This window comes from Chitinophaga sp. 05T412, assembly GCF_056396465.1.
In genome coordinates, this window is sequence record NZ_JBFTLN010000024.1 from 54,948 (window position 1) to 79,084 (window position 24,137).

15 protein-coding genes are annotated in these 24,137 nt (G+C 45.8%); 3 read left to right on the top strand and 12 right to left on the bottom strand.

The genetic code is table 11. From position 1 onward, the window contains the following. Positions 1-69: 69 nt before the first annotated feature. The 12 genes from AC1DFM_RS33485 to AC1DFM_RS33540 all read right to left on the bottom strand — a co-directional run bounded on the left by AC1DFM_RS33485 (position 70) and on the right by AC1DFM_RS33540 (position 14,167). On the bottom strand, positions 70-1,476 hold the full coding sequence (locus AC1DFM_RS33485; RefSeq protein WP_477081145.1) for a SusD/RagB family nutrient-binding outer membrane lipoprotein: 1,407 nt from the start codon (positions 1,474-1,476) through the stop codon (positions 70-72). A gap of 11 nt (positions 1,477-1,487) precedes the next feature. Continuing rightward, complete coding sequence (locus AC1DFM_RS33490; RefSeq protein WP_477081146.1) at positions 1,488-4,649, bottom strand: SusC/RagA family TonB-linked outer membrane protein; 3,162 nt, start codon at positions 4,647-4,649, stop codon at positions 1,488-1,490. 136 nt (positions 4,650-4,785) lie between these two features. Further along, positions 4,786-5,295 carry a PH domain-containing protein gene (locus tag AC1DFM_RS33495; protein ID WP_477081147.1) on the bottom strand — a complete coding sequence of 170 codons (510 nt, stop codon included), beginning with the start codon at positions 5,293-5,295 and terminating at the stop codon, positions 4,786-4,788. A 48-nt stretch (positions 5,296-5,343) separates the two neighbouring features. Next, complete coding sequence (locus AC1DFM_RS33500; RefSeq protein ID WP_477081148.1) at positions 5,344-5,643, bottom strand: thiamine-binding protein; 300 nt, start codon at positions 5,641-5,643, stop codon at positions 5,344-5,346. 205 nt (positions 5,644-5,848) lie between these two features. Continuing rightward, positions 5,849-7,366: a GNAT family N-acetyltransferase gene (locus AC1DFM_RS33505; RefSeq protein ID WP_477081149.1), complete on the bottom strand. Its 1,518-nt coding sequence runs from the start codon at positions 7,364-7,366 to the stop codon at positions 5,849-5,851. A 94-nt stretch (positions 7,367-7,460) separates the two neighbouring features. Continuing rightward, on the bottom strand, positions 7,461-8,675 hold the full coding sequence (locus AC1DFM_RS33510) for a glycosyltransferase family 2 protein (RefSeq protein WP_477081150.1): 1,215 nt from the start codon (positions 8,673-8,675) through the stop codon (positions 7,461-7,463). Positions 8,676-8,677: 2 nt separating this feature from the next. Then, entirely contained in the window at positions 8,678-9,448 is a 771-nt protein-coding gene (locus AC1DFM_RS33515) for a class I SAM-dependent methyltransferase (RefSeq protein ID WP_477081151.1), read from the bottom strand. Between the two features lie 12 nt (positions 9,449-9,460). Next, positions 9,461-10,636, bottom strand: a complete 1,176-nt coding sequence (locus AC1DFM_RS33520) for a glycosyltransferase (protein ID WP_477081152.1) — start codon at positions 10,634-10,636, stop codon at positions 9,461-9,463. Next, on the bottom strand, positions 10,594-11,622 hold the full coding sequence (locus tag AC1DFM_RS33525; RefSeq protein ID WP_477081153.1) for an NAD-dependent epimerase/dehydratase family protein: 1,029 nt from the start codon (positions 11,620-11,622) through the stop codon (positions 10,594-10,596). Before AC1DFM_RS33525 ends, AC1DFM_RS33520 begins: the two co-directional genes overlap by 43 nt. A gap of 11 nt (positions 11,623-11,633) precedes the next feature. Beyond that, positions 11,634-12,554, bottom strand: a complete 921-nt coding sequence (locus AC1DFM_RS33530) for a glycosyltransferase family 2 protein (RefSeq protein WP_477081154.1) — start codon at positions 12,552-12,554, stop codon at positions 11,634-11,636. Between the two features lie 25 nt (positions 12,555-12,579). Next, entirely contained in the window at positions 12,580-13,722 is a 1,143-nt protein-coding gene (locus AC1DFM_RS33535; protein WP_477081155.1) for a sugar transferase, read from the bottom strand. A gap of 58 nt (positions 13,723-13,780) precedes the next feature. Further along, on the bottom strand, positions 13,781-14,167 hold the full coding sequence (locus tag AC1DFM_RS33540) for a response regulator (RefSeq protein ID WP_477081156.1): 387 nt from the start codon (positions 14,165-14,167) through the stop codon (positions 13,781-13,783). Between the two features lie 520 nt (positions 14,168-14,687). On the opposite strand from AC1DFM_RS33540, the gene AC1DFM_RS33545 reads away from it, so the two are divergent. The 3 genes from AC1DFM_RS33545 to AC1DFM_RS33555 all read left to right on the top strand — a co-directional run bounded on the left by AC1DFM_RS33545 (position 14,688) and on the right by AC1DFM_RS33555 (position 24,074). Then, a complete protein-coding gene (locus AC1DFM_RS33545) occupies positions 14,688-15,878 on the top strand; it encodes a glycosyltransferase family 2 protein (protein WP_477081157.1) in 1,191 nt (396 codons plus the stop codon). 16 nt (positions 15,879-15,894) lie between these two features. Next, positions 15,895-17,094: an acyltransferase family protein gene (locus tag AC1DFM_RS33550; RefSeq protein ID WP_477081158.1), complete on the top strand. Its 1,200-nt coding sequence runs from the start codon at positions 15,895-15,897 to the stop codon at positions 17,092-17,094. Positions 17,095-17,321: 227 nt separating this feature from the next. Continuing rightward, positions 17,322-24,074 carry a fibronectin type III domain-containing protein gene (locus AC1DFM_RS33555; RefSeq protein ID WP_477081159.1) on the top strand — a complete coding sequence of 2,251 codons (6,753 nt, stop codon included), beginning with the start codon at positions 17,322-17,324 and terminating at the stop codon, positions 24,072-24,074. The last annotated feature ends 63 nt before the right edge of the window (positions 24,075-24,137 follow it).

Consider the following 24,137-nt stretch of genomic DNA (forward strand, 5'->3'; position numbering starts at 1 on the left):
TACATCATTGTTTTATAACAAAAATGGCTGGCGGATATCCCGTCAGCCATTTTTTATGAAGATGAATACTTATTGGTCCCACCAGATATGATCGGTCAGTTGCACTACCGGCATATTGGCTCCATTACGGCTTTTCTCGGTGTCCGGATAAGCCAGGCGCCTGATAAACGTGGTCAGCTTGGCGTTTTCCGGCAGATTGAAGTTTTTATACTTATAATCATACCGGCGGGCATCGTTCCAGGTATCAGGATGCAGGAACTGTGCGGCGTATTTTTCTTTCAAAATAAGATCCAGGGTAATGGCTCCTTCTCCCACGCCCACCACGGGATTGCGTAGGTAAGCATTCCGTTTGGCAGTATCCACGCCTATTTTATCCATGTTAGCGGTGATGCCGTCGATGTAGGCGCCATAAGCTTTCTTTTTATCGCCCTGCCGGAAAGCTGCTTCTGCGGCGATAAAGCGGCATTCTGCGTAAGTGGCCACCAGTAAAGGTGCACCAGGCTTTGAATAAAATCCTTTAAGCGACAGGTAACATTCTTCCTTATTGGTTCCGGACCCTATGCGTCCCGCACCGTTAATGGTGCCCCTATAGTCCCCAAACTTAGTCGTATCGGTTATCAGCGGCAGGCGCGGATCAAATACACCATAGGTTTTTCCGTTCAACGCGTCTACAAAATGAGCACTGAGCCAGCCATCCAGGCTGTTATTGGTATTGTTGACAGCCGCCTGGTTCCAGGGACTGAGCGACTGAAACTGCAGCATCTGCGCATCGTCTGCATTAGTGGTGTACGCATGGTCCAATGCCGCCAAAATAGCGGTGGCATCGTAGGTAGTTTTTTTAGAGAGATGATTGAGTAAACGGGCCCTGACCGCATACGCCGTTTTAATCCAGGCGCTGGTATTACCGCCGAAGAGCAGGTCTTTGGTGCCATCCAGTTCATATTTGGTGTCAGTAGCTTCCAGTTGTGCAATGCCCTCGGTCAGTAAAGTGAGACAGTAAGTATACACGCTATCATCGGCCGTATAAGGTGGTTGGATGATGTTAGCATTAAATGCACTGGAGTAAGGCACACTTCCCCACAGGTCGTTCAGCATTTCCAGGTTGAGGGCCATCATTACTTTGCCGGCGCCTATGTGGCGGGCCGCTCCCACCTTGCCTGCCTGCTCTATCAGGTCATGGATATCGGTCATATTATGATACAGCAGTTTCCAGGTGGCGCTGTAGTCGGTGGATTGATAGGTATCTGTTGCCCCATCTGCATTGGGTGAAGCGAGGTATTGTACCACGTAAGAGGTGATGTTACTGACCTGGTACACGTTAATAGCCGTATGATAGGTAGCAGACACCAGTAACCCATTCAGCGGCGGTGTAGTGGCCTGGTTCGGGTTGTTGTTGATATCAAGCGATTTTTCGCAGGCTGTAAACAGTATTGCCGATGCAGCGGTATATAACAATATGGAGAGTAATTTTTTCATAATCAGCCGTTTTAGAAAGTAACTTGAAGGGTTGCCAGGAAACTTCGTGTAGTCGGATACGTGAATCCGGCGAAGGCATCCACGTTGCTGCCGGAGGGACTGGAGCTGGACTCCGGATCAAAGCCACTGTATTTAGTATGCAGCCAAAGGTTATTACCGGTAAGGGTAATGCTGGCGCCGGAAATCAGGTGGGTGGCACTGAGCAGAGAAGCCGGCAACTGATAAGTGAAGCTGATATTACGCAATCTCACCCAGGCAGCATCYTCCACAAAATTTTCTGTTACCCCGCGGTATACGTTACGATAGAAGCCTGCGCCATAGTTACGACCATCAGGTCCTTTGCCCTGCTGCAAATATACCTTCTGGGTATTCGGTGTGCCATCTGCCAGCACACCAGGGAATGTTACCTGATCTGCCCTGTTGCCGGTTATTGCTGATTCCCCGAATGCCGACATAAAGTTGGCCAGCTGATTGTATTTTTTCACCCCTTGCCGGGTATCAATCAGGAACGACAACGTAAACGGACCATAATTAAAGGTGTTGAAAATACTACCAATCCATTTAGGTTGTGAATTGCCCAGGTACTTCTGTGAACTGTTTATCAATGGGAAGCCAGYGCTGCTGCCGGTTTGCCCGATCACTACCGGTTTACTGTAATCAATCTTCAGCGGATCTTCCTTATCGCTGCCATAGTAGCGTTGGTAGCTGGTTCCAAAGATGGCGCCGGCCGGATAACCTACTATATATTTCATAGCGGCAGTAGAACCAGCATACCCAAACTGGGTGCCAATCAATACCTCATTCAATCCCTTGCCCAGGCTGACTACTTCGTTACGGTTGGAAGAGAAATTAACCCGTACATCCCAGCTAAAGTTTTTCGTTTTCACTGGAGTGGCGTTCAGCGATACCTCTATCCCGGTGTTCCGGATAGATCCTGCATTGGTGATGTAGTCTTCATAACCGGTAGCATTAGATACCTTCACCGGAATCAGCAACTTCGTACTTTTAGCGGTGTACCATGTCACGTCAACGCCTAAACGGTTATGCAGAAACCGTAACTCCGCTCCTGTTTCAAAGGTATTGGTAAACTCCGGTTTCAGGTGCGGGTCCCCCAGCTGGTCGGCGCGGGTCCAGCCAATAGCCGAACCGCCGATGGGACCATCCACCAGTGGAATGTAGCCAGAGCTGGTACTATAAGGCTCTGTGTCTTTACCAATCCGGGCCCAAGACACGCGGATTTTACCGTACGACAAAATGTTTTCCGGGATTTTAAAATGATCTGTAAATAAATAAGACAAACTGGCGGATGGGTAAAAGAAAGACCGGTTGCCTTTAGGCAGCGAGGAGCTGATATCTGTTCTTCCGGTCAGATCGAGGTATAACCATCTGTCCCAGGAAAGGGTCCAGTCGGCGTACAGGCCCATGATATAATAGTTCTCCAGGTATTGCGAGGTCAGCACCTTCTTGGCATTCTGCAGAATCAGCAGATCAGGAATATCGAGGGTATCGCCTTCTGTAGAGATCCGCTTCAGTTTCCTGGAATATATCTCATGACCGACTTTAAGATCAGAAGATAACTTTGAACTGATGTTATTCTTAAAGTCTAAGGTCAGATTGGAGGTAAGCGATCTTTTATTCACGGCGTATTCATCTACAAATCCGAAGGAGTTATCCGTGTTGGGTACTTCTCCTACTACCCCTTTGGGACCGGGCGCCGCGTGGGTGATACCACTGCTATAGTTATCCACTCCTGCCCGATAGAGCACATCTAACCATTTGAAAGGGCTATAGGTGAAGTTCGCACTTCCGATGATCCGGTTTACATTGTCTTCGAATCGATTGCTATAAAGGGTATAAATTGGATTATCGGTGGCGCCATAAGTTTGCTGGGTACCATCGGGTTTAATATAGTCGCGCATATTCCAGCGTGGCGACCAATAAATCATTTGCTCCCCATAGCGGTCGAAATTAGCGCGGTTACCACCGGAGTTAATATAATTAAGGGATACGCCCATTTTAAACTTACTGCTTACCTCTGCACTACCGCTTACTTTGGCGGAATAGTTTTTATAGTTGCTGAAAGGCACAATACCGTTCTGATTGAACTGGGATAACGAGGCCGCATATACGACTTTCTCCGTTCCACCGGTGATACCCAATGTATTGCGATACTGGCTGCCAGTATTGTAAGCTTGCCGGTATTTATCATACAGCTGTTCCGGGTGAGTGGAGTCTATCTTACGGGCATCTGCAACAGTGGGGCCCCAGGAAGGCCAGAAGCTTTGGTTATCGTAGATACTATTATTACCCTGACTGTAGGTATTTTGTACGTCCGGTGTTTTACCTACTCTTTCAAAACCGGCGGTGGTGCTGAAGCTCACTCTCATGCGCCCTGCTTTGCCGGATTTGGTGGTAATAATGATGGCGCCGGTGCTGGCCCGGGAGCCATACAGGGCCGTAGCGGCGCCGCCTCGCAGGACGGAGATACTTTCAATGTCGTCGGGATTGAGGTCAGCCGCGCCGTTGCTCATCCCTCTGGTTTCTGAACTGGTGCTGAGATTGCTGTTCTGGTCTCCGTTAACACTGCTGGAGTTATCCATAATCATCCCATCTATCACAAACAACGGCTGATTATCACGCCTCGAATCTGCCGAGGTGATGCCCCTGATGATGATGCGGGAGCCTTGTCCGGGGGCGCCACCGCCGCTGGAAATCTGCACACCGGCTGCTTTTCCCTGGAGAGCATTCACCACATTCGATTGTTTGGACTGCATCAGGTCTGTCCCACTTACTTCCTGTACGGCATAACCGAGTGCGCGTTTTTCTTTCTTAATACCCATGGCCGTCACTACTACCTGTTCCAGGTTGTGATTATCTACCTGGAGCTGGATATCGATGTTGGTGCGGCCTTTCAGGGGCATTTCCTGTGAAATAAAGCCTACGGATGTAAAGATGAGGGTCGCATTGGCATCCGCTACCTGAAGGTGGTAAGTGCCATCTCCTCCCGTCACTGTGCCCGTAGCATGGCCTTTTACCTGGACAGATACTCCCGGAATACCTTCCGTAGTGCCTGCGGTAACAACCTTGCCTGTAATAGTGTGATTCTGAGCGAGCAGCAAAAAGGGTAAAAAGAGGAAAGCGCCCACCAGTGTCATAGTGTAGAATGACTTCATGGCGTTAGATTTTGGTTTAAAAACAAGTTAGTCAACTAAATATACGCCGAAAATTGACAATGCGAAAGGGGGGTAAAATGAAAGATCCGGTACAGTAATCACTGACCGGATCTATATTTTTTAAAGACGATAAATATTAATCTTGTGAGATGTGAGCAACATTAATAATCTGGTTTATCTTCTTCACAAAATCGTCTGCTTCGGAAGGACTGATCAACCATTTTTGGTGAGCGGATTCTATGAGCACCAGGTTTTCCCGGTTGGTGCACCAGCGCTGGTACTTTCCTATTTCGCTGGAACGATAGGTACCCAGGTAGCCAAATACGCCGCCCAATCCTAACATCCGGGAGCTGCTGCCCAGGTCTTCTTCCGTGATACTTTTTAGCCTTAATATCTCTGACATTTCAATAGTGATACTAAACAGCGGACGCTTGATTAGTATAGCCGTTCCCGTGATAATATAATACCGGGGGCTTAAACTCCAGGCTACCAGTATCACTGGTACCAGGATGAATAAAAGCATGGTAGTGGCAGTAGCGTCATGAGAAACATCAGTAATCTGTCTGCATATAAAAACCAGGGTAAGAATAATAACCAGGTGAGTGATCAATTTTGAATTGTCATCTAACGGGGCTGCATATCTCATAAATTGCTCTCCTTTTGTTCGACTCGTAAGATAAATATTTTTAATTAATTACATAGTGTCATACTTCCCGGTTTTTTCTTCCATGGTCACATCGCTGTCTTTTCTTATCTGCATTTTTATATACACCAATAACTGGGAGGCGCCGGCTTTAAAACATACTTCCTGGGTTTTACGCACTACTTCCATCAGTTCTTCATAGGTTCCTTCCATCACTGTTTCGAAAGGGCATACCCTGTATTTTACACCTGAATCTTTGATAACCGCGATGGCTTCGTCCACTACTGCATACACCTGTTCTGAGGGCACAGAAGGGATGATTTGCAGGGCTAAATTGATCTTGTTATTCATCTTTTGTAATTAATCTATTTTATTGATTATAAACATTTTGTGAGATGTTATTTATAGTATTACTTCCAACAATAGCGAACTGATCCAACTGCTTACTTTCTTAAAGCGTTGCTGTTTGTCATCTTTCAGTTAAACTAATCTTAATAATAAGCTTAATAATAACTTAGTAATCAGTAAATTAAAAATAAATAAATTACTCTTCCGGCTATTTTTTCCGCACCACTTCGTACAGGTCATTTCGTATATCCTTTAGCGTTTGCACGCTGCCAAAAGCATGTAATTCTTTCAGTAAAACCAGGTCCRCATCCGCAATCACCACCATCTCTGTATTGGGGGTTGACTCGGCCTTGATACCAGTTACCGGGAAGGCAAAATCGGACGGCGTAAATACACAGGATTGTGCATATTGCAAATCCATATTATTTACTTTAGGTAAGTTCCCAATACAACCCGCAATGGCAACATAACACTCATTTTCTACGGCCCGTGCCTGCGCACAGAAACGTACACGGTTATACGCATGCTGGGTATCGGTCATAAAAGGAACGAACAATATCTTCATGCCCTGTTGCGCCAGAATGCGGGTAGGCTCGGGAAACTCTACATCGTAGCAGATCTGTATGCCTATCTTTCCGCAGTCGGTATCGAATACTTTTATTTCATTGCCTCCTTTGATACCCCAGGCTGATACCTCCCCCGGCGTGGGATGTATCTTGATGTACTGCTCATAGGTACCATCCCGGCGACAGAGATACGAAATGTTATACAACACTTCATCAATGACGATGGGCATACTGCCGGAAATGATATTTACATTGTAGGCAACGGCATGCTGCTGAAAAACCTCTCTGAGCCGATCTGTGTATTTAGCCAGTCCCCGGATGGCGCCGGCAGGGTCCATCTGATTAAATTCGCTCATCAGCGGCGAATTAAACAATTCCGGAAACACTACGAAGTCGGAACCGTAATCGCTCACCGCATCAATAAAGAACTCTACCTGCTGCAGAAACCCGTCCAGGCTACCATAGTCACGCATCTGCCACTGCACCAATCCAATACGCACAGTGGACTTGTTATACCGGATAGTGTCCTGATCTTCTTCATAATAGATGTTGAACCATTGCAGTAACGTGGCAAAGCCCTTGGAAGCCTCATCATTGGGCAGGTAATTCTTCAGGATCTTCTTCACCGTAAAATCATTGGAGAACTGGAAAGTGAGAGTAGGATCATAGATTTCCCGGTCCTGCACTTTCTCAATGTATTCCCTTGGCGACATTTTATCAGCGAACTTTTCGTAGTTGGGAATGCGGCCACCTGCCACAATCCMCTCGAGGTTCAGTTGTTCACAAAGGTTCTTCCGGGCATCATACAGGCGGCGGGCCAACCGCTTGCCACGGTAGTCAGGATGCACAAATACTTCGATCCCATATAATACATCCCCCTTAGGGTCATGTGTACTGAAAGTATAATAGCCGGTAATTTGTTCATACGTATGATTATCACCAAACTTGCTGTAATCTACAATGATCGACAGCGCGCAGCCTACTACTTTGTCATTAACGGTAACGGCTATCTGTCCGTCAGGGAATAAGGATATCAACCGCCTGATAGTAGGCTCTCTCCAGTAACTCCCCGCCATATCCGCGTACGCAGATACCATGGACTCTTTCAGGTCCATGTAATCTTCTACTGTTAACTTCCTGATTTCTACTGTTTCCGACATAGTCTTGCTTTTGCTGTAATATAAGTAATTAAACAAAAAGTCCCGCTTCCCGGAAAGGAAGCAGGACTCCTGTCTAATACATTTGATATTTTAATTATTTGTTAGGAATACCTGATTTGACAATATCCTCAATGTAAATCACTTTGTTATTCTCGGTTTGAAGGAATGCCTTATTGGCTTTACCGATATGCAATAGTGCCTTTATCTGTCTCAAAAAGAAAAACGGAAGATACAACAACGCCTTTACTACCTGGCTATCCTCACTCATCACCGCCACAATGGCCAGGAAAGAAAGCGGGAAAATCACCAGTATCCCCAGCCATGCCAGGCTGGCCCATGGTGAAATAAAATAGCTCACCACTACCATCGCCATCGCCAATAACACCTGCAGGAACAAAGGAGGACGCAACAAGTTCCAGCCAAAGAAGAAGAGATTGAAGTCTCTCCGCTTAACACCGGTGGTCAGCACATCCCATCCGTATTTAAAGTATTTGAAATAAGCATTGATCCAACGGGTACGCTGTGTTTCGAGTGCATCGCCGTTATCGATTTTTTCATCGTATACAATGGCATCTTCCGCATAGGCCAACCGAGGAATCAGCTTAATAATATCTGCCTGAATCTTTTTATCAAAGCCGCCAAAGAAGTGTTCGTAAATCACTTCTTTATATAACGCCGTTTCTATGGCAATACCCAGTCCCCAGATGTTGGCAGACAATCCCAGTTCCATGCGCATACGGCGGTCAATGAAATTACTGAAGTAGTTGCCGGCAGCATCCAGCCGGGCATAGGTACTATCCATGTTCTTTGCCAGCATATTGGTTTGCACCGCGCGAAATCCTTTATTAAAATACCGGTTCAGGGTAGCCAGGTACCCGGGGTGTAACAGGTTGTCCGCATCTAAAATGATGAGTACATCATGCGGTGCATCAAAATGATTAATGGCATAATCAATAGAGCGGATCTTGGCATTCAGCGGCGTAGCTGGTCTTAACATGCGGACCTGCGCATGATCAAAATCCATAGTAGTGTCGGCGCAATTATCCGCTACTACATATACCTTGAAGTTGGAATAGGTTTGCTTCAATACAGAATCCACCAGTGGTGGTACCAGCTGGAGATTTTTATGCGCGGTTACAATCACCGCAAAAGAAAAGGATTGGTTATCAGGGCTGCTCACCGGGCTGGTGCTACCTTTGAAAAATGTTTTTTTGATCCCGTAGATCAGCAACAGGAAAAAAGGTTGCAACAGGTAGGCAGCCAACAATAGCTGAAAGGCGCCTAACAAGCATAATAAAATGGTCACCATAATTATCTGACTTTTTCCCAAACTGAAAAGAAACCACCTGTAAAGCGGTAGGGTAACGCATCGGCAACTTTACAGTCCAGCCATTGCAATGCTCTTACCCGTTTTGCTACGAAGGAGAACGGAAAAACATCTTCTATAAAATTCGCTTTCCCGAAACGTACAATCCGGAATTTATTGTCAGCAGACAATTGCTCCAGGTCTGACTTTTTAAAAAACTGGATATGATCCAGGTTATCGGCGGCCGATTGAACAGTGGTGCCACTATACCCCATCCCTTTTTTCACTTTCACCACCAGTTTCCACAGCCAGTTATTCTGCGCCCGCATTTTCAATACGGGTCTGGTTACCAGCAATTCCCTGGGGCCTGTTCCGTTGGGAACGGTCACTACCAGGATACCGTCTTCCTTCAGCGATTGATACAACACCTCCAGCAAAGAAGAAGGATGCTGCAAATGCTCCAGCACTTCACTGCAAACAATGACATCGAAGGTATCTCCCTGAGCTACCAGCTGCTCTGCACTCAGCACATCAAACCGCACATTGGGCAGGGTATTCAGTTCCCTGGCCTTTGCAATAGTTTGGTCGCTGATATCTATGCCTAACACGTTGAAGCCGAGCCGGCCCAGGTGGCGACTGATAACGCCGTTACCACAGCCTACATCCAGCACCCTGGCGGCTGTTTTGGATTTCAGACTCACCGCGTCACTGATAAAATCCAATCGCTTCCGGTCTGCTATCCGATCGTATTCGTATGTTAAAGGTTCTTTGTTCATGCTATTACCCGGTTAATTTTTAGTTGCCAAAATCTGGCGGTACAACGTTTCCACCTGTTGTGTCATGCCCTGTACGGAATAATTTCCGGCCACGGTATCGGCTGCACGTTGTTGTAATTTTTGGCGTAATGGTACATCTATATGTAAAGTAAGCAAGGCTCCGGCCAGCTCTGCAGGCTTTTCTGCTGTTACAATCAGGCCGTTTTCTCTATGCTCCACAATTTCGCGGGAGCCATCTACTGCGGTCACTACCACTGCTTTACGCATGGCCATGGCTTCGAGCAGCCCAATCGGCAATCCTTCCCACAGGGAAGGCAAACAATAAATATCTATTGCCTGCAACAGTGCAGGTATGTCCTGGCGGAAAGGCTGAAAGATGATACGTTCCTGCAGGTTCAGGGAGTTGGCCAATGCCACCATTTCATCTTTCATATCTCCTTCTCCCACTACCAGCAAAGTCATATCCGGGGTGGTATCCAATACCTGCCTGAATGCCCGGATCATATTCAGCGGGTCCTTTTGTTTGGTGATTCTGGCTATATATCCGGCTACCGTATGATGCGCCGGAATACCCAGCTCTGCTCTGATATCAGGCAGCACCTGATCCGGATTAAAGCGGCGCAGGTCAATTCCATTGTTGATCACAGTAGATTTAAAATGCCGGAAATACCGGACTCCCGTGTCCCGATTGGAGGCCGACACAGAAATATTAGCACGTGCGCCTTTGGTGAGCAACCGCTCAGACCAGATACGCAGGTGCTTTTGCAGATATGGCTGGTCTTCGTGAAAAGACCAACCATGAATCGTATATAATAACGGGCGACCTGATAACTTTGTCGGCAGAAAAAGGTTGCTGGCAGCGCGGGAGCCGTGGGCATGCACCATATCAATTTCTTCTTCTTCAATCAATGCCTTCACCCGCATCCAGCAGGAAATATCAAATGCTTTCAGGGAGGGGATTACAAAATGGCGTATACCCATTTCCTTTAGTCGCGTAATCATGGGGCCATCTGTAAACGACAGCACCACCGGTTCGAAGCGATCCTTATCGAGCGCAGCGACGAGACTCAGCACATGAGATTCCCCGCCACCTACCAACCCTTGCCGGATGGCCTGCAGCACTTTTATTTTTCCGGAACTTCCCATTACGCGGTAGTTGTAGTAGCGGCAGCTGGCTTTCTTTCCCAACCCTGCGGCAGCTTTTCGTAGATTTCAATATTTTCGAATTCCTTGCTTTTTCTTGCACCTACCACTTTCGCCCAGGCAGCCATGCGCTCAATACCTTGCTCCAGGCTGACACCAGCCCCTTCACCAAATACACTGTGTGCTTTGCTATGATCGGAGTAAGCATGCATTACCTCGTTTCTTGCCTGCAGGTAATTGATCTGAGGTGTAACACCAAAGCAGGCACCCACTACTTTCGCCAGCTCATTAACCGTATACGGACGATCCGCACCAATATTAAATACCTGGTTGTAGGCTTCCGGCGTGTTTACACTCTTGGCGATCGGAATAGCTACATCATCAATAAAGCTGAATGCACGGGTTTGTTCACCGTCACCGAATATCGTCAGCGGCTGTCCCTGCATAATCTGGTTCATGAAAATACCGATTACATTGCGGTACTTGTCGCCGATGTTCTGGTTTTCACCATACACGTTATGTGGACGGAACACCACGTAATTCAAACCAAACATTTCATGAGCAGCACGCAGATCCAGTTCTACCGCGTATTTAGACACGCCATATGGATCTTCCGGGCTAGGCACCATGTCTTCCCGCATAGGCAGCTGTCCTGCGCCATATACTGCGATAGAAGAAGTGAACACAAAACATTTCACTTTATGCTTCACTGATTCGTTGATCAGGTTAATGCTACCGATMAGGTTATTATTATAATTAAACCGGCGGATAAAATGTGATAATCMTTCCGCAGCATAGGCGGCGAGGTGATATACATAAGTAAACCGGTATTCTTCAAACAAGCTTGTTACCAGGGCTTCATCTGTAACAGATCCCTGTACGAAGATCGCACCTTCGGGAATATGATCTTCGAAACCGCCGCTCAGGTCGTCCAATACCACCACTTCATGCCCCAGCGCCAGACAATGCTTTACCACGTGAGATCCAATAAATCCGGCGCCGCCGGTAACGAGTGATTTTATAGTTGCCATATGTTAGTTTTTTATACAGGTGAATAACTTGATGTAGTCAGATTCCAGAACGTTCCTCTCAGGAAGGATTTGAGATGGCCGAATTGTCCTTTCAGCGCATATCTGCATACCGACTTAGGGAAAGTGAGGAAACTGAAAAACAGTAAAAAGGTGGTGAGCTGTAATTTGTTGGTATTCCTCCGCATGTAAAGAATACGGTTGCGGGTATGATAATATACTTTTACCGCGCTCTCCTTTCCCATGGTAATGGACTCTTTATGAAAAATCAGTCCATTGGCGTTATAATAAATCTTATAGCCTGCTTTCAGGATGCGTGCAGACCAATCCGATTCTTCGTAGTAAATGAAAAACTTCTCCGCAAAGCGGCCTACCTTTTCTATCACTTCTCTCTTCACCATCATGGCGGCACCGTGTGCGCACCAGGTAGGACCGGAAGTATTATGTTGTCCGTTGTCTACTTCTTTACTGCCTACCGCCCAGGTACGTCCGGTCAGCAGGTTCATCTGATGAAAGCCTGCGTATTGGATCACTTCCGGGTTATGATAAAAGCGGATCTTAGGACATACTACTCCGATAGTAGCGTCCTGTGCAAAGGGCGCCAATAGCTGCTCCAGCAAATCAGGGGTTACTTCTGTATCATTATTAACGATAAACAGGAAATCACCTTTCGCATGTTGCATGCCCAGGTTGTTGCCACCGGTGAATCCAAGATTTTCMGGGCTGAGGATGAGTTTGAGGTGAGGATAATTACCTGCATTAATCTGCTCAGTAGGATCAACGGCAGATCCGTTGTCTACAATAATGGTTTCGAAGTGCGGGTAAGTAAGTGTTTTTGTTGATTCCAGGAATTCGCATGTCACTGTGGTTTGGTTATAGTTCAGTGCTATAATTGACACCAGTGGTAATTCCCGTTTATTTTCTAAGCTGTTCATATTCGTATATCCGGTTGTGCGACAACTAAACGTTGTCTTTTTGTATCAGTGCATTCGGGGTGTTGGCCAATATCCACATATCGTATAATACAGAGTGTTTTTCTGCATAGCTGATATCGAGGTTAATTCTTTCCGTTACGCTCATATCTTTATTACCGCGTTTCTTGATCTGCCACAGTCCGGTGATACCGGCGGGCGCCAGGAAACGTCCGGCATAATCATCGGTAGTGAGCGTAGCTGCCTCATAGAGTGGCAGCGGGCGGTTACCTACCAGCGACATATGTCCAAGTATTACATTGAGGAGTTGTGGCATTTCATCCAGGCTGGTGTTTCTTAAAAACATGCCCAACTTGGTGACTCTTGGATCATTACTTACTTTAAAGAATACAGGACCTGCTGTGTTGGCATCGTACTGGTTAAGATGGCTCATTTGTTTCACCAGCTTATCCGCGTCAGCAACCATGGTGCGGAACTTATAAAATTTGAAAATTTTATAGCGGTTACCTGCCCGATGTGATATATAAAAGATGGGACCCTTGGAATCTATTTTAATGAGCAATGCTATCACCAGAAAAAACGGGCTGAGTAATAACAATGCAGTACCAGCTACCGCTATATCTATCATACGTTTGAAAAAATGATTGATATAGTAACCTGGTGCGATGGATGGGTTCTTTTTTGCAACGGTCACTTCTGACGCCTTCATCAGCTGTCTGATTCTTACTGCTGTTTTCAGCTTTTCAGCAAATACGGATGGGGTAATGGAAGCGGTCAACAGGTCGTCAATACCACCTGTTTTCTGCAATTCCCAACGAACTTCCACAGTAACAAAATCTGTGTAAACAAACAAGGGTACTTCCGCAAACTCTTTATTCACGGCAAGAAACTGGCGGAAGTCAATCAGGTCAAAAGTTTGCCCGTTGATATTACATATAATATATGCGGGTTTTACTTTTGATCTCAGCCTTTCCTTTAATACTTTCTTTGCGAGTTGAATACTCTCTACAAAGAAAATGCGTTCCTCCGTTTTGTCAATGACACGGCTGATAAAACTGCTATCTCCAATGCAAAGTACAAACGAATTGGTTGTACTGCCTGGTAAGCCTACCACTTTTCCCCCTCTCCTCTTCTTCTCCTCCATAGTTTGTGTAGGTAGATTGGATATCATGGTGTTTTCGGTTTATGTTAACACAACAAAATATAGTGTATACAGTGGTTTCATTGCATTACTCTGCAACAATCACGGTTTGTGACACGGTTAATTGTTTCTCTATTACATCGAGCAATCTTGGTGGGTCAAAAGGTTTGCTCATTACCTGTACAACATTGGGGTATAGATCTACATTCTCTCCCATTTGCATACCTGTTAATAATACTACAGGGATATCGCTATACAGCAAATTGGATGACAAGTTTCGGGCCAGTTCCAATCCGTCCATGTTGGGCATCTGGATATCTGTTACTATTACATCCGGTACATTGCCGGCGGATAACCACATACAAGCGGTTAAGCCATCGGTGGCGGTATACACTTTGTATCGTTGTCCAAGCATCGACTCTAATAAATACCTAATTGGTGCGCTGTCGTCTACTACTAAAATTGTCTTCTTCATTTAACTCCGTTTTAGAAAATAAAAGATTCATTTGGCGACCATACATACCACTGCATCAGTGGTGCATGATCATCTTTTGATCTTCCAGGAGGATAAGGTTACTGAGATTCCCGTTAAATAAAATCTGCCGGTATGTAAATGCGCAAAGCAATTACAGTGGCGGTTTTCCTTCCGGGTAAATTGGTCTTAAATGAATTTCAGAGGAGATGGTCTAGTTGGCTGCAGAAAAGAATTCCTGATAAAAGTATCTATTATTCCTGAATAGTACAAAAATAATTCGTGTTTCAATTTTTGGGTATTCCTAAACCGCCGATTCAGCAGGTTTGTATCGCAATCCGGTGTAAAAGTATATAAACAATCATTTCGTAATATTTTGAAATTTGCAAATGATATAGAATTCCTCGTGAAAGTTGTGATTTCAAGAGTGAATGATAAAATATCCCCGGTTCCTGTACGCTGATTTACAAATGGAATTAGAATTGTTAATTAATTTGGCAGCGAAATCTAATCCCCGGTATTCATGTTTGCACTAAAGCTATTTCTTTTTAGCAGCCTTTTCTTTCTTATATATAGTTACATTGGTTATGGTGTGCTGCTGGGGGTTCTGTTGCCTTTCCGGCGCAGAAGAGACCGGACAGAACCCGTTGCAGAAGACGATTTGCCAGGTGTTACTTTAATTGTAGCGGCTTATAATGAAGCGGCTTTTATTGAAGAAAAAATCTGGAATACGCTGGCGTTGGATTATCCGGAAAACAAATTGGACATCATTTTCATTACAGATGGTTCGGCCGACGGCACCCCTGATATAGTGCAAAGATATCGCAGGATCAGGCTAATGCACGAGCCCGCACGTAAAGGTAAAACAGCCGCTATCAACAGGGCGATGAAGGAAGTCATCACTCCTATCGTAGTGTTTTGTGATGCCAATACATTATTAAACAGCGCAGCGATCAGCAATATTATCAAACACTACTGCGATCCGCAAACGGGTGGTGTAGCAGGTGAAAAGAAAGTACGCGTTACCAGTGAACACGGCGCTGCTGCTACAGAAGGCATTTACTGGAAGTATGAATCAACGCTGAAAAAACTGGATGCCGCTTTATATAGTGTAGTAGGCGCAGCCGGTGAATTGTTTTCCATTCGTACCCATTTATTTCAGCCGGTGGAAAGTAATGTCATACTAGATGACTTTATCATTTCACTGGGCATTAATATGAGGGGCTATCGTATTGCCTATGCGCCGGACGCATACGCTTTGGAATCCCCTTCTGCCTCTTTACTGGATGAGTATAAACGCAAAGTACGCATTGGCGCAGGCGGATTCCAGTCGATCGTTATGCTGAAACCTTTGCTGAATATATTCGAGTACCCCTTGTTGTCGTTCCAGTATATTTCTCATCGCGTATTAAGATGGACGCTGTGTCCGGTGGCATTACTGGTAGCGCTGCTGGCCAACATTGCCTTGGTGGCGATGAACGCCGGCGACTGGTATACCTGGCTACTGTACGCCCAGCTGGGATTTTATTCGCTCGCTGCGGCCGGATTTCTGTTGGCGCTTGTTAATATTAAATTTAAGCCCTGCTATGTCCCGTTCTATTTTGTATATATGAACATTGCCCTGTACCATGGCTTTTTCCGATACATCCGCAAACGACAATCGGCCGTATGGGATAAAGCACAACGTGCGGTGAGCATAAGTAATTCATTATAATTAAAAGTACCCCAGCATGCCAACAACACCATCAAATAACAGTACCCGTATATCCAGTATGGATGCATTAAGAGCCCTGGCCATGTTCCTCGGCGTTATTCTGCATGCCTGTATGGCGTATACGGTACGAAAGTTTGATGGATTCTATCATGATCCGGTGTATAGCAATGGCTTCTACGACATCTTGTTTTTTGCGATCCATGTGTTTCGTATGCCACTGTTTTACGTGATTGCAGGCTTCTTTTTCCGCTTACTATATTTCAGAATAGGCCAGGCGGCATTCATTAAACACCGTACTCAGCGGATCTTCTATCCGTTCATTGTCGGCTTGTTTACCATCCTGCCCCTCACCTATTTACCAGATGTATATTATCGTATATCCAACGGGGGGAGTCATTTTACAAATCCTGATCTTGTACAGCTTGTGAGAGATATTTTTATCTGGAGAGGGCCGCTGCACCTGTGGTTCCTGTATTACCTGCTGTTATTTTATATCGCCGGTATCGTGTTGTACAAGCTGGCAGGTCCTTATCTGAAAAAGAAAAGTCCGTTTTCCCGGTTCGTGCAGCTGGAATTTAAACCACCGTTTATTCCGCCGGCGCTGGTATTGCTTACTTTTCTCAGCCTGTTACTATTTGATACGGCCGTTATTCAATTTGCGCCAGGATTGATGCCTAGCGCAGCTTTCATCTCCTACTACGGATTATTTTTTTACTACGGTTGGTTACTGCATAAGCACATGACGGAGTACTTTCCTTTATTGCGGAAGTATTGTTTGTTGTTTATATTAATTGGCTGTGGCGTAGCCGGGTATGTTTATAAAGAGATGTATTCCACAAACTATCTTCCCAATGAAGCAGTCATCAACACACCGCTTATGAAGGTGGGTATGTCTGTGGTGGTTATATCGCTGGTATTAGGACTGCTGGGCGTTTTCCTGCGATGGGTGAATGCAGAAAATCCGGTGATCCGTTACCTCTCTGATGCTTCTTATTGGGTGTATCTGGTGCATGTAGCATTGGTAAACGCAGTAGAGTTATGGATCGGTAGAACGAACATCTGGGGCCCTGCAAAATTTATGCTTTGTGTTGGTATACCATTGACCATTTCACTGATCACTTATCAATGGTTTGTGAGATATACTGTAATTGGTTACTACCTGCATGGAGCGCGGAAAAAGCAGGTGGCTATCAGCCTGAAAGAAAGATCTGGCTGAAAGAATGTATCAAAAATATTTGTTAGGAATTTATTTTTATATAACTTTACGCTCTTAAGAATAATTTCCTCGACCAGTTCCTCCGTTAAAACCTCTCATTTTTTTAACCGTCTCCCTTCGAAAAGCCACTCAGCATTGAGTTGGCAAGATTTTCATGCGTGTTTTGCATTATGCCGCGTTATGCTGGGTAAGTTATCAATACAGTTCACAACTGAAACACTTACCATATGCGTAAACTTTACTTACTGTGTCTGACTTTATTACTCCTGGTCTGCGGCCACGCGGCTGTAGCACAGGTGTTTAATTCAGGCGATCCCGTAGAGACCTACGACCCCAACAACCCCAAGCCAACTCCAGCCTGGGGCACTATTGCCAAATGGGTAAGAACTGTCCGCAATGAAGTAAACTTCCCCAACAAGGATTCCTACAAATGCTACTACCTGAGTGGCATGCCCTTCCGGCTTAAATTTCCCAAAACCTATCAACAGGGTGTGAGTGATGGAAAAAAGTATCCCATCATGATCTTCCTGCATGGAAGAGGCGAATCCGGCGGCATCTATGACAATGAATTTTCTCTGTATCACGGCGGTGGCAAATTCTGCGCAGCTGTTGATAACGGAAACTTCGATGGTTTCATCCTCGTACCGCAGAGTACTACTGGTTTTTTTGGTAACCCACATTACGATTTTATTAAACAAGTACTGGATACCCTTATCCAGAGCAACAAACTCGATGAGAACAGAATTTTTGTAAATGGTCTTTCTGCAGGTGGCACCGAAACATGGGAGTTCATGTTCCGGTATCCCAAGGTAGTAGCGGGCTTCCTCCCTATCAGCGGTTGCTCTATTGCCTACAAAGATCAGGTAGATGTTTTCAAGTACATACCGATGTGGATCTTCCAGGGAGGTATGGACAACAATCCGCATCCTAACACCACTGCTGCAGTGGTAGGCGCAGCACAGGCTGCAGGCGCCAATGTAAAAGAAACATTGTATCCAAACGGAGGACACGGTATCTGGGACAATGCCTGGGCAGAAGCAGATTTCTGGCCTTTCCTGAATCGTCAGTTTAAATCCAATCCATGGCCAAGAAATGGCCGTGCAGAATTTTGTCCGGGTGATTCAGTTAACGCCATACTGGGACTGACACCGGGTTTCGACGGATACGAGTGGAGAAAAGATGGTATCACCATTCCAGGTGCTAACACCAATGAACTGGTAGTAACAGCATTTGGCACCTATGATGCCAGGATACAACGTAACGGCGTATGGTCTCCTTACTCCACTACACCTGTTGTTGTAAAACTGAAATCAGCTACACAAACACCGCCGATCACTATCTCCGGTTTAATGAGTAATGTTATTCCGGCGGCTGATGGAAAAAATTATGTAACGCTTTCGCTTCCTGCCGGCTACACTTCTTATCTGTGGCAGAAAGCAGGCGACACCACTACTTTAGGTACCGCACAAACATTGAATGCAGGTACGCCCGGACAATACCACGCTAAAGTAACCGAACAATTCGGCTGCTCCAGCGCATTCTCCGATTTATACACCGTGGTTTCAGCCAGTGGCGCCAACGCCCCTGCTCCTGCTTCCGGTTTGACGGCTACCGCTATTTCCAAAACAGGCATTACGCTCGACTGGACAGACAATCCAACTCCAGCCTATAATGAAACCGGCTATGAAGTGTATCGTTCTGCTACAGCAGGCGGACCTTATACCCTGGTGTACATTACTGCTGCCAACGCGGTTACTTATACCGATCAGGGTTTAACCCCTAATTCAAAATATTTTTATGTACTAAGAGCGGTGAATGGCAATGGCGCTGCGGCACTCAGCAATGAAGCCAATGTGAAAACACAGGTAGACGCCAATCCACCTACTGCTCCACGTAACCTTACTATTACAGGTACCACCTATTCCTCTGTGTCTCTCGATTGGGACCCTTCTACAGATGATGTAGGCGTATACAAATATGATCTGTTCATCAACGGCGTGAAATCTTACACGATTGATGCCAGCGAAACCAGCTTCACTGCTTACAACCTGAATAAAGATAGCCTGTATACCTTTGTGGTAAAAGCCAGAGACGTAGCAGGTAACTTATCTCCACGCAGTAACCAGGTAAGCACTGTTGCGAAAGCCAATGGCCTGAACTACAGATACTATACCGGTAGCTGGAGTACACTGCCTGACTTCAATACGCTTACCCCATTATTAACTGGTACCTCCGCCATTCCGGATCTGAGTGTGAGAACACAGGATATCAATTATGGCTTTGTTTGGGAAGGTTATATCCGCATTCCGGTTACAGGTAACTATACCTTCCTCACTAATTCTGATGACGGTAGTAAACTGTGGATAGATACTAAATACAATGCGGCTGCTACACCACTCGTTAATAACGATGGCTTACATGGCACGCAGGACAAAGAAGGCACCGTATACCTCACCGCAGGTATGCACCAGATTGCCATGGCATTCTTCCAGGCAGGTGGTGGTCAATCTATGACTGTATCCTGGAAAAATACCGCCAGTGGTGTGACTACACAACAACAGATTCCGGCGGCATTCTATCAGGATACCACCATATCTCCTGTGCTGGTTCCTAAAGCACCAGGCAATTTCCAGGTAACTGCTTTGTCTTATAATAAAATCAATCTTACCTGGGCTGACAGCAGCAATAACGAAACCGGCTTTGAAATATATCGTGCTACCAGTCCTGCTGGTCCGTATGATATCATCACCACTACTACCGCTAACAAAACATCTTACTTAGACAGCGGTCTGGTAGCTCAAACTACCTACTACTACCGCCTGAAAGCGATCAATAAGTATGGTGATTCCGGATTTAATCCTGCAGAAAGCGGTGGATTGCAATATGGCGTATATCCTGTTCCGTCCAACATCAGCGGACTGCCTGATTTCAATTCCCTGAAACCTGTTCGTACCGGTACTTCAGACAATGTAACATTGGATGTCAGAGACCGTGAAACGAACTATGCGATCAAATTCTCCGGCTATATCAATATTCCAACTACCGGGGCATATACCTTCTATACCGCATCTGATGATGGAAGCAAGCTGTATATCGGCAACTTCAGCGAAAGTAACCTTGTAGTAAATAACAACTACCTGCAGGGTACCACTGAACGTTCTGGTAATAAAACGCTGACTGCCGGCCGTTATCCAATTACAGTTACCTACTTCCAGGGTGGCGGTAGCCAAACATTAACTACCAGCTACCAGGGTCCTGGTATCAGCAAAAGGATTATACCAGATAGCGCCTTTGGATATTCAAAGATGCGTGCCACTACACTGGCAATGCCTCCTGCGCCAAATGCACCAACTGCACTGGTATTAACAGCGCTCAGTGCCAATAAAATTGCATTGACCTGGAATGATAATTCCAATAACGAAACGGCATTTGAAGTATACAGATCTATTAACGATTCCAGCAACTTCAAATTACAGGCCACCATCAGCGCTAACAGCACTGCACAAGCAACTTACAGCGATTCTGCCTTGTTTGCCAATGTAAAATACTACTACAAAGTACGCGCGAAAAATGAAGGTGGTAATTCCGTTTACAGTAATACCGCAGGTATTTCTACCCTGAACACACCACCGGTAATTAATTCACTGGTGAACCGTTCCGTAAGATATGGTACCCAGCTGGCGCTGAATATTACCTCTACTGATCCAGATGGCGAAGCAGTAACACTGACCGCTACCAACGTACCAACATTCGGTAGCTTCACCGTTACCGGCCCAGGTACTGCTACCCTGGTATTTAATCCAACAAATGCGGATCAGGGCGTATATCCTAATATCACCGTTACCTCCACCGATCAGCACAGTGGTGTTACCAGCACTTCCTTCACTTTAACAGTGAATGACAACTACAGCCCGGTAATGGGTAGTGTTTCCAATGTATCGATCAATGAAAACACTACTTCCTCCATCACCATAACCGGTTCTGATAATAACACCGGAGACTCTATCAGATGGTATGCCAGCGGATTGCMGTCTTTCGCAACGATTGTACCTACCTCCACCGGCGCCAATATCAACCTGAGTCCAACGTATATAGACGCGGGCGTATACACCGTAACCCTCTTTGCGGACGATAACCGCGGAGGCATTGACAGCAAAACATTCGTGATCACTGTCAACGATGTAAACCCTAACCGTTCTATCTATGTGAACTTCTCCGATGGTTCTTATCCACCATCTGCTCCATGGAATAGCACCAATAAGCAACCAGTGCAGAACGACCTGTTCCCGAATCTGAAAGATCAGAATAACGTGGCTACTACCATCGGTATTAAGATCGTAAGTGCATGGCAGGCTCTGGGCAACGGTTCCAACTATTATGGTACCACTACCGGTAACAACTCCGGTGTGTTCCCTGATAACGTGATGAAAACTGCTTACTGGAGCAACACCATCAAGCAAACATTAAAACTGTATGGCTTAAACAGCACCAGCAACTATAGCTTCACCTTCTTCGGTGCACGCGGGGATGTAACGGATAACAGAATGACCAATTATACCATTGGTACTAAAACAGTATCCCTGCAAACAGCATCCAACACCACGAAGACAGTTGCTATCAACAACGTTACACCAGATGCCAACGGTGAAATCAGCATTGATCTGCAAAATGGTACCGGCTCCGTATATGCTTACCTGAATGCCATGGTAGTACAGGTAAACTACGACGATGGTAATCCACCTGCACGTCCAACCAACCTGGCTGGAACCAGCAGCACCAGCGGTGTAACTTTGACCTGGAAAGATGTAGCGTTTAATGAAACCGGCTACGAAGTATACCGTGCAGGCGTGGCAGCAGGACCATTCACTTTACTGAACCCGGCGCCAACAAATGCTAACGCAGTTAACTTTACAGATACTTCTACCCGCGCTAACCAAACTTACTACTACGCAGTAAGAGCGATTAACTCACATGGTGCTTCTGCTTACACAGATACCATTAAAGTAATCACCGGTAACAATAATCCGAAACTGGATAGCATCGCAGATGTGGTAATCAAGAATAATCAAACGCTGACGCTGAATCTCCATGCTTCAGATGATCCGGGCGATATTCTTACCCTGAGCGCCAGCAACCTGCCATCATTTGTTCGTTTAACAGATAACGGTGATGGTACTGGTACCCTCAGCCTCACTCCTGCTGCCGGTGATGTAGGCAGATACAGCAACGTGAAAGTGACTGTTAACGACAACAACGGCGGTAGCAGCAGCAGAACATTCAACATCTACGTTCGTGATAAAAATATCACCGCAGTATATGTCAACTTCAACCAGACATTGCCTGCAGATAATCCATGGAACAATTTCAACTCTTATCCGGGTGCTACCGCTTCCATCAGCAATATGAAAGATGATGCCGGCACCACCACCGCTATTAAAATCCAGCTGCTGGATGCCTTTACAGGTACCACTGTATTAGGTTCCACTACCGGAAATAACAGCGGCGTATATCCGGATAACGTTATTGCCAGCAACTACTACACCAGTGAGGCTACGGCGAGAAGAATCCGCTTATCAGGTCTTCCAACCAACTACCGCTACAACCTGGTATTCTTTGGTAGCAGACAAGGCAACGATAATAAGAATACCGATTACACAGTTGGTACCAATACCGTGACCCTGAATGCTGCCAACAACACCGCCAACACGGTACAGATCAATGGTGTGGCTGCAGATTCTACCGGTGTGATTGACTTCACCGTGAAACAATCCACTGGCGCAGCATATGGTTATATCAACTCACTGGTATTGCAATACTACCTGGATAACGGTGCACCACTCGCGCCGGGAAGCGCAGTAGCTACTGCTAAATCCAAAACCAGTATCCAGCTGAAATGGATGGATAACTCCAACAATGAAACTGGTTTTGAAATATGGAGATCACGCGACAACCTCACCTTCACCCTGCTGGGTAGTGTGGGCAATAACGTGACCACCTATACGGATAATGGTCTGACAATGGATTCACGTTACTATTATAAAGTACGTGCATTGAAAGACACGGCATCCTCTGATTTCAGCAACGTTACCAGTGCCGCTACTTTCAGAAATGCAGTATATATTAACTGTAACGTGTTCACTCCGGCAGGTGCTCCATGGAACAACACCAACTCCGCTCCGGCACAGGGTCTCCAATTCCCTAACCTGATGGATGACAACGGTGATAACACCGGTTTAACCATGGTGATCAGCAAAGCCTTTACCGGCGATAATCCATACGGTATGAATACTGGTAACAACTCTGGTATCTATCCGGATAATGTGATCAGCAGTACTTACTGGTGTGATGTGGCCACTCCGGGTGAACTGACCATCAAAGGACTGAATCTGGCGATGAGATACAACTTCGTATTCTTTGCCAGCCGTGATGGATCAGGCGACAGAACCTCTAACTACACCGTTAATGGTACTACTGTTTCCCTGAACGCATCTTATAATACCAATCAAACTGTACAGATCAACGACATCGTGCCAGACCAGAACGGACAGGCAGTGATTACTGTTGCAGCAGGTGGTTCGTCTATCTATGGTTACATAGGCGCCCTGGTAATACAGTCTTACACGCCTCAGCTGAGTCAACTGGACCCTTCCCTGATTATGGCGAAGAACCCAGGCATGGTGCCTAAGTCATCTGCACAAACAGCAACAGCAGTTTCTATCAGTAATGTATATCCGAATCCATTCTCCCGCCAGGTAACACTGGATCTGAAGAATGCAGGAAAAGCAAGCAAAAACCTGATCGTTAGTTTAACTGATCTCAACGGCAGAATATTGTACACCCAGGTATTGGGTGGCATGACTACCGGTAGCCAGCGATTCACGATCGACTTAGGTTCTAACCAGATTCCTTCCGGCCCTTGCTTCCTGAAAGTGACTGAAGATGGACAATTGATTAAAACTGTTAAACTGATTAAGAATTGAGAAAGACTATATAAGTAGCACGAGTTATTTACCGAAAAAATCCGGTTAATACCGGATTTTTTC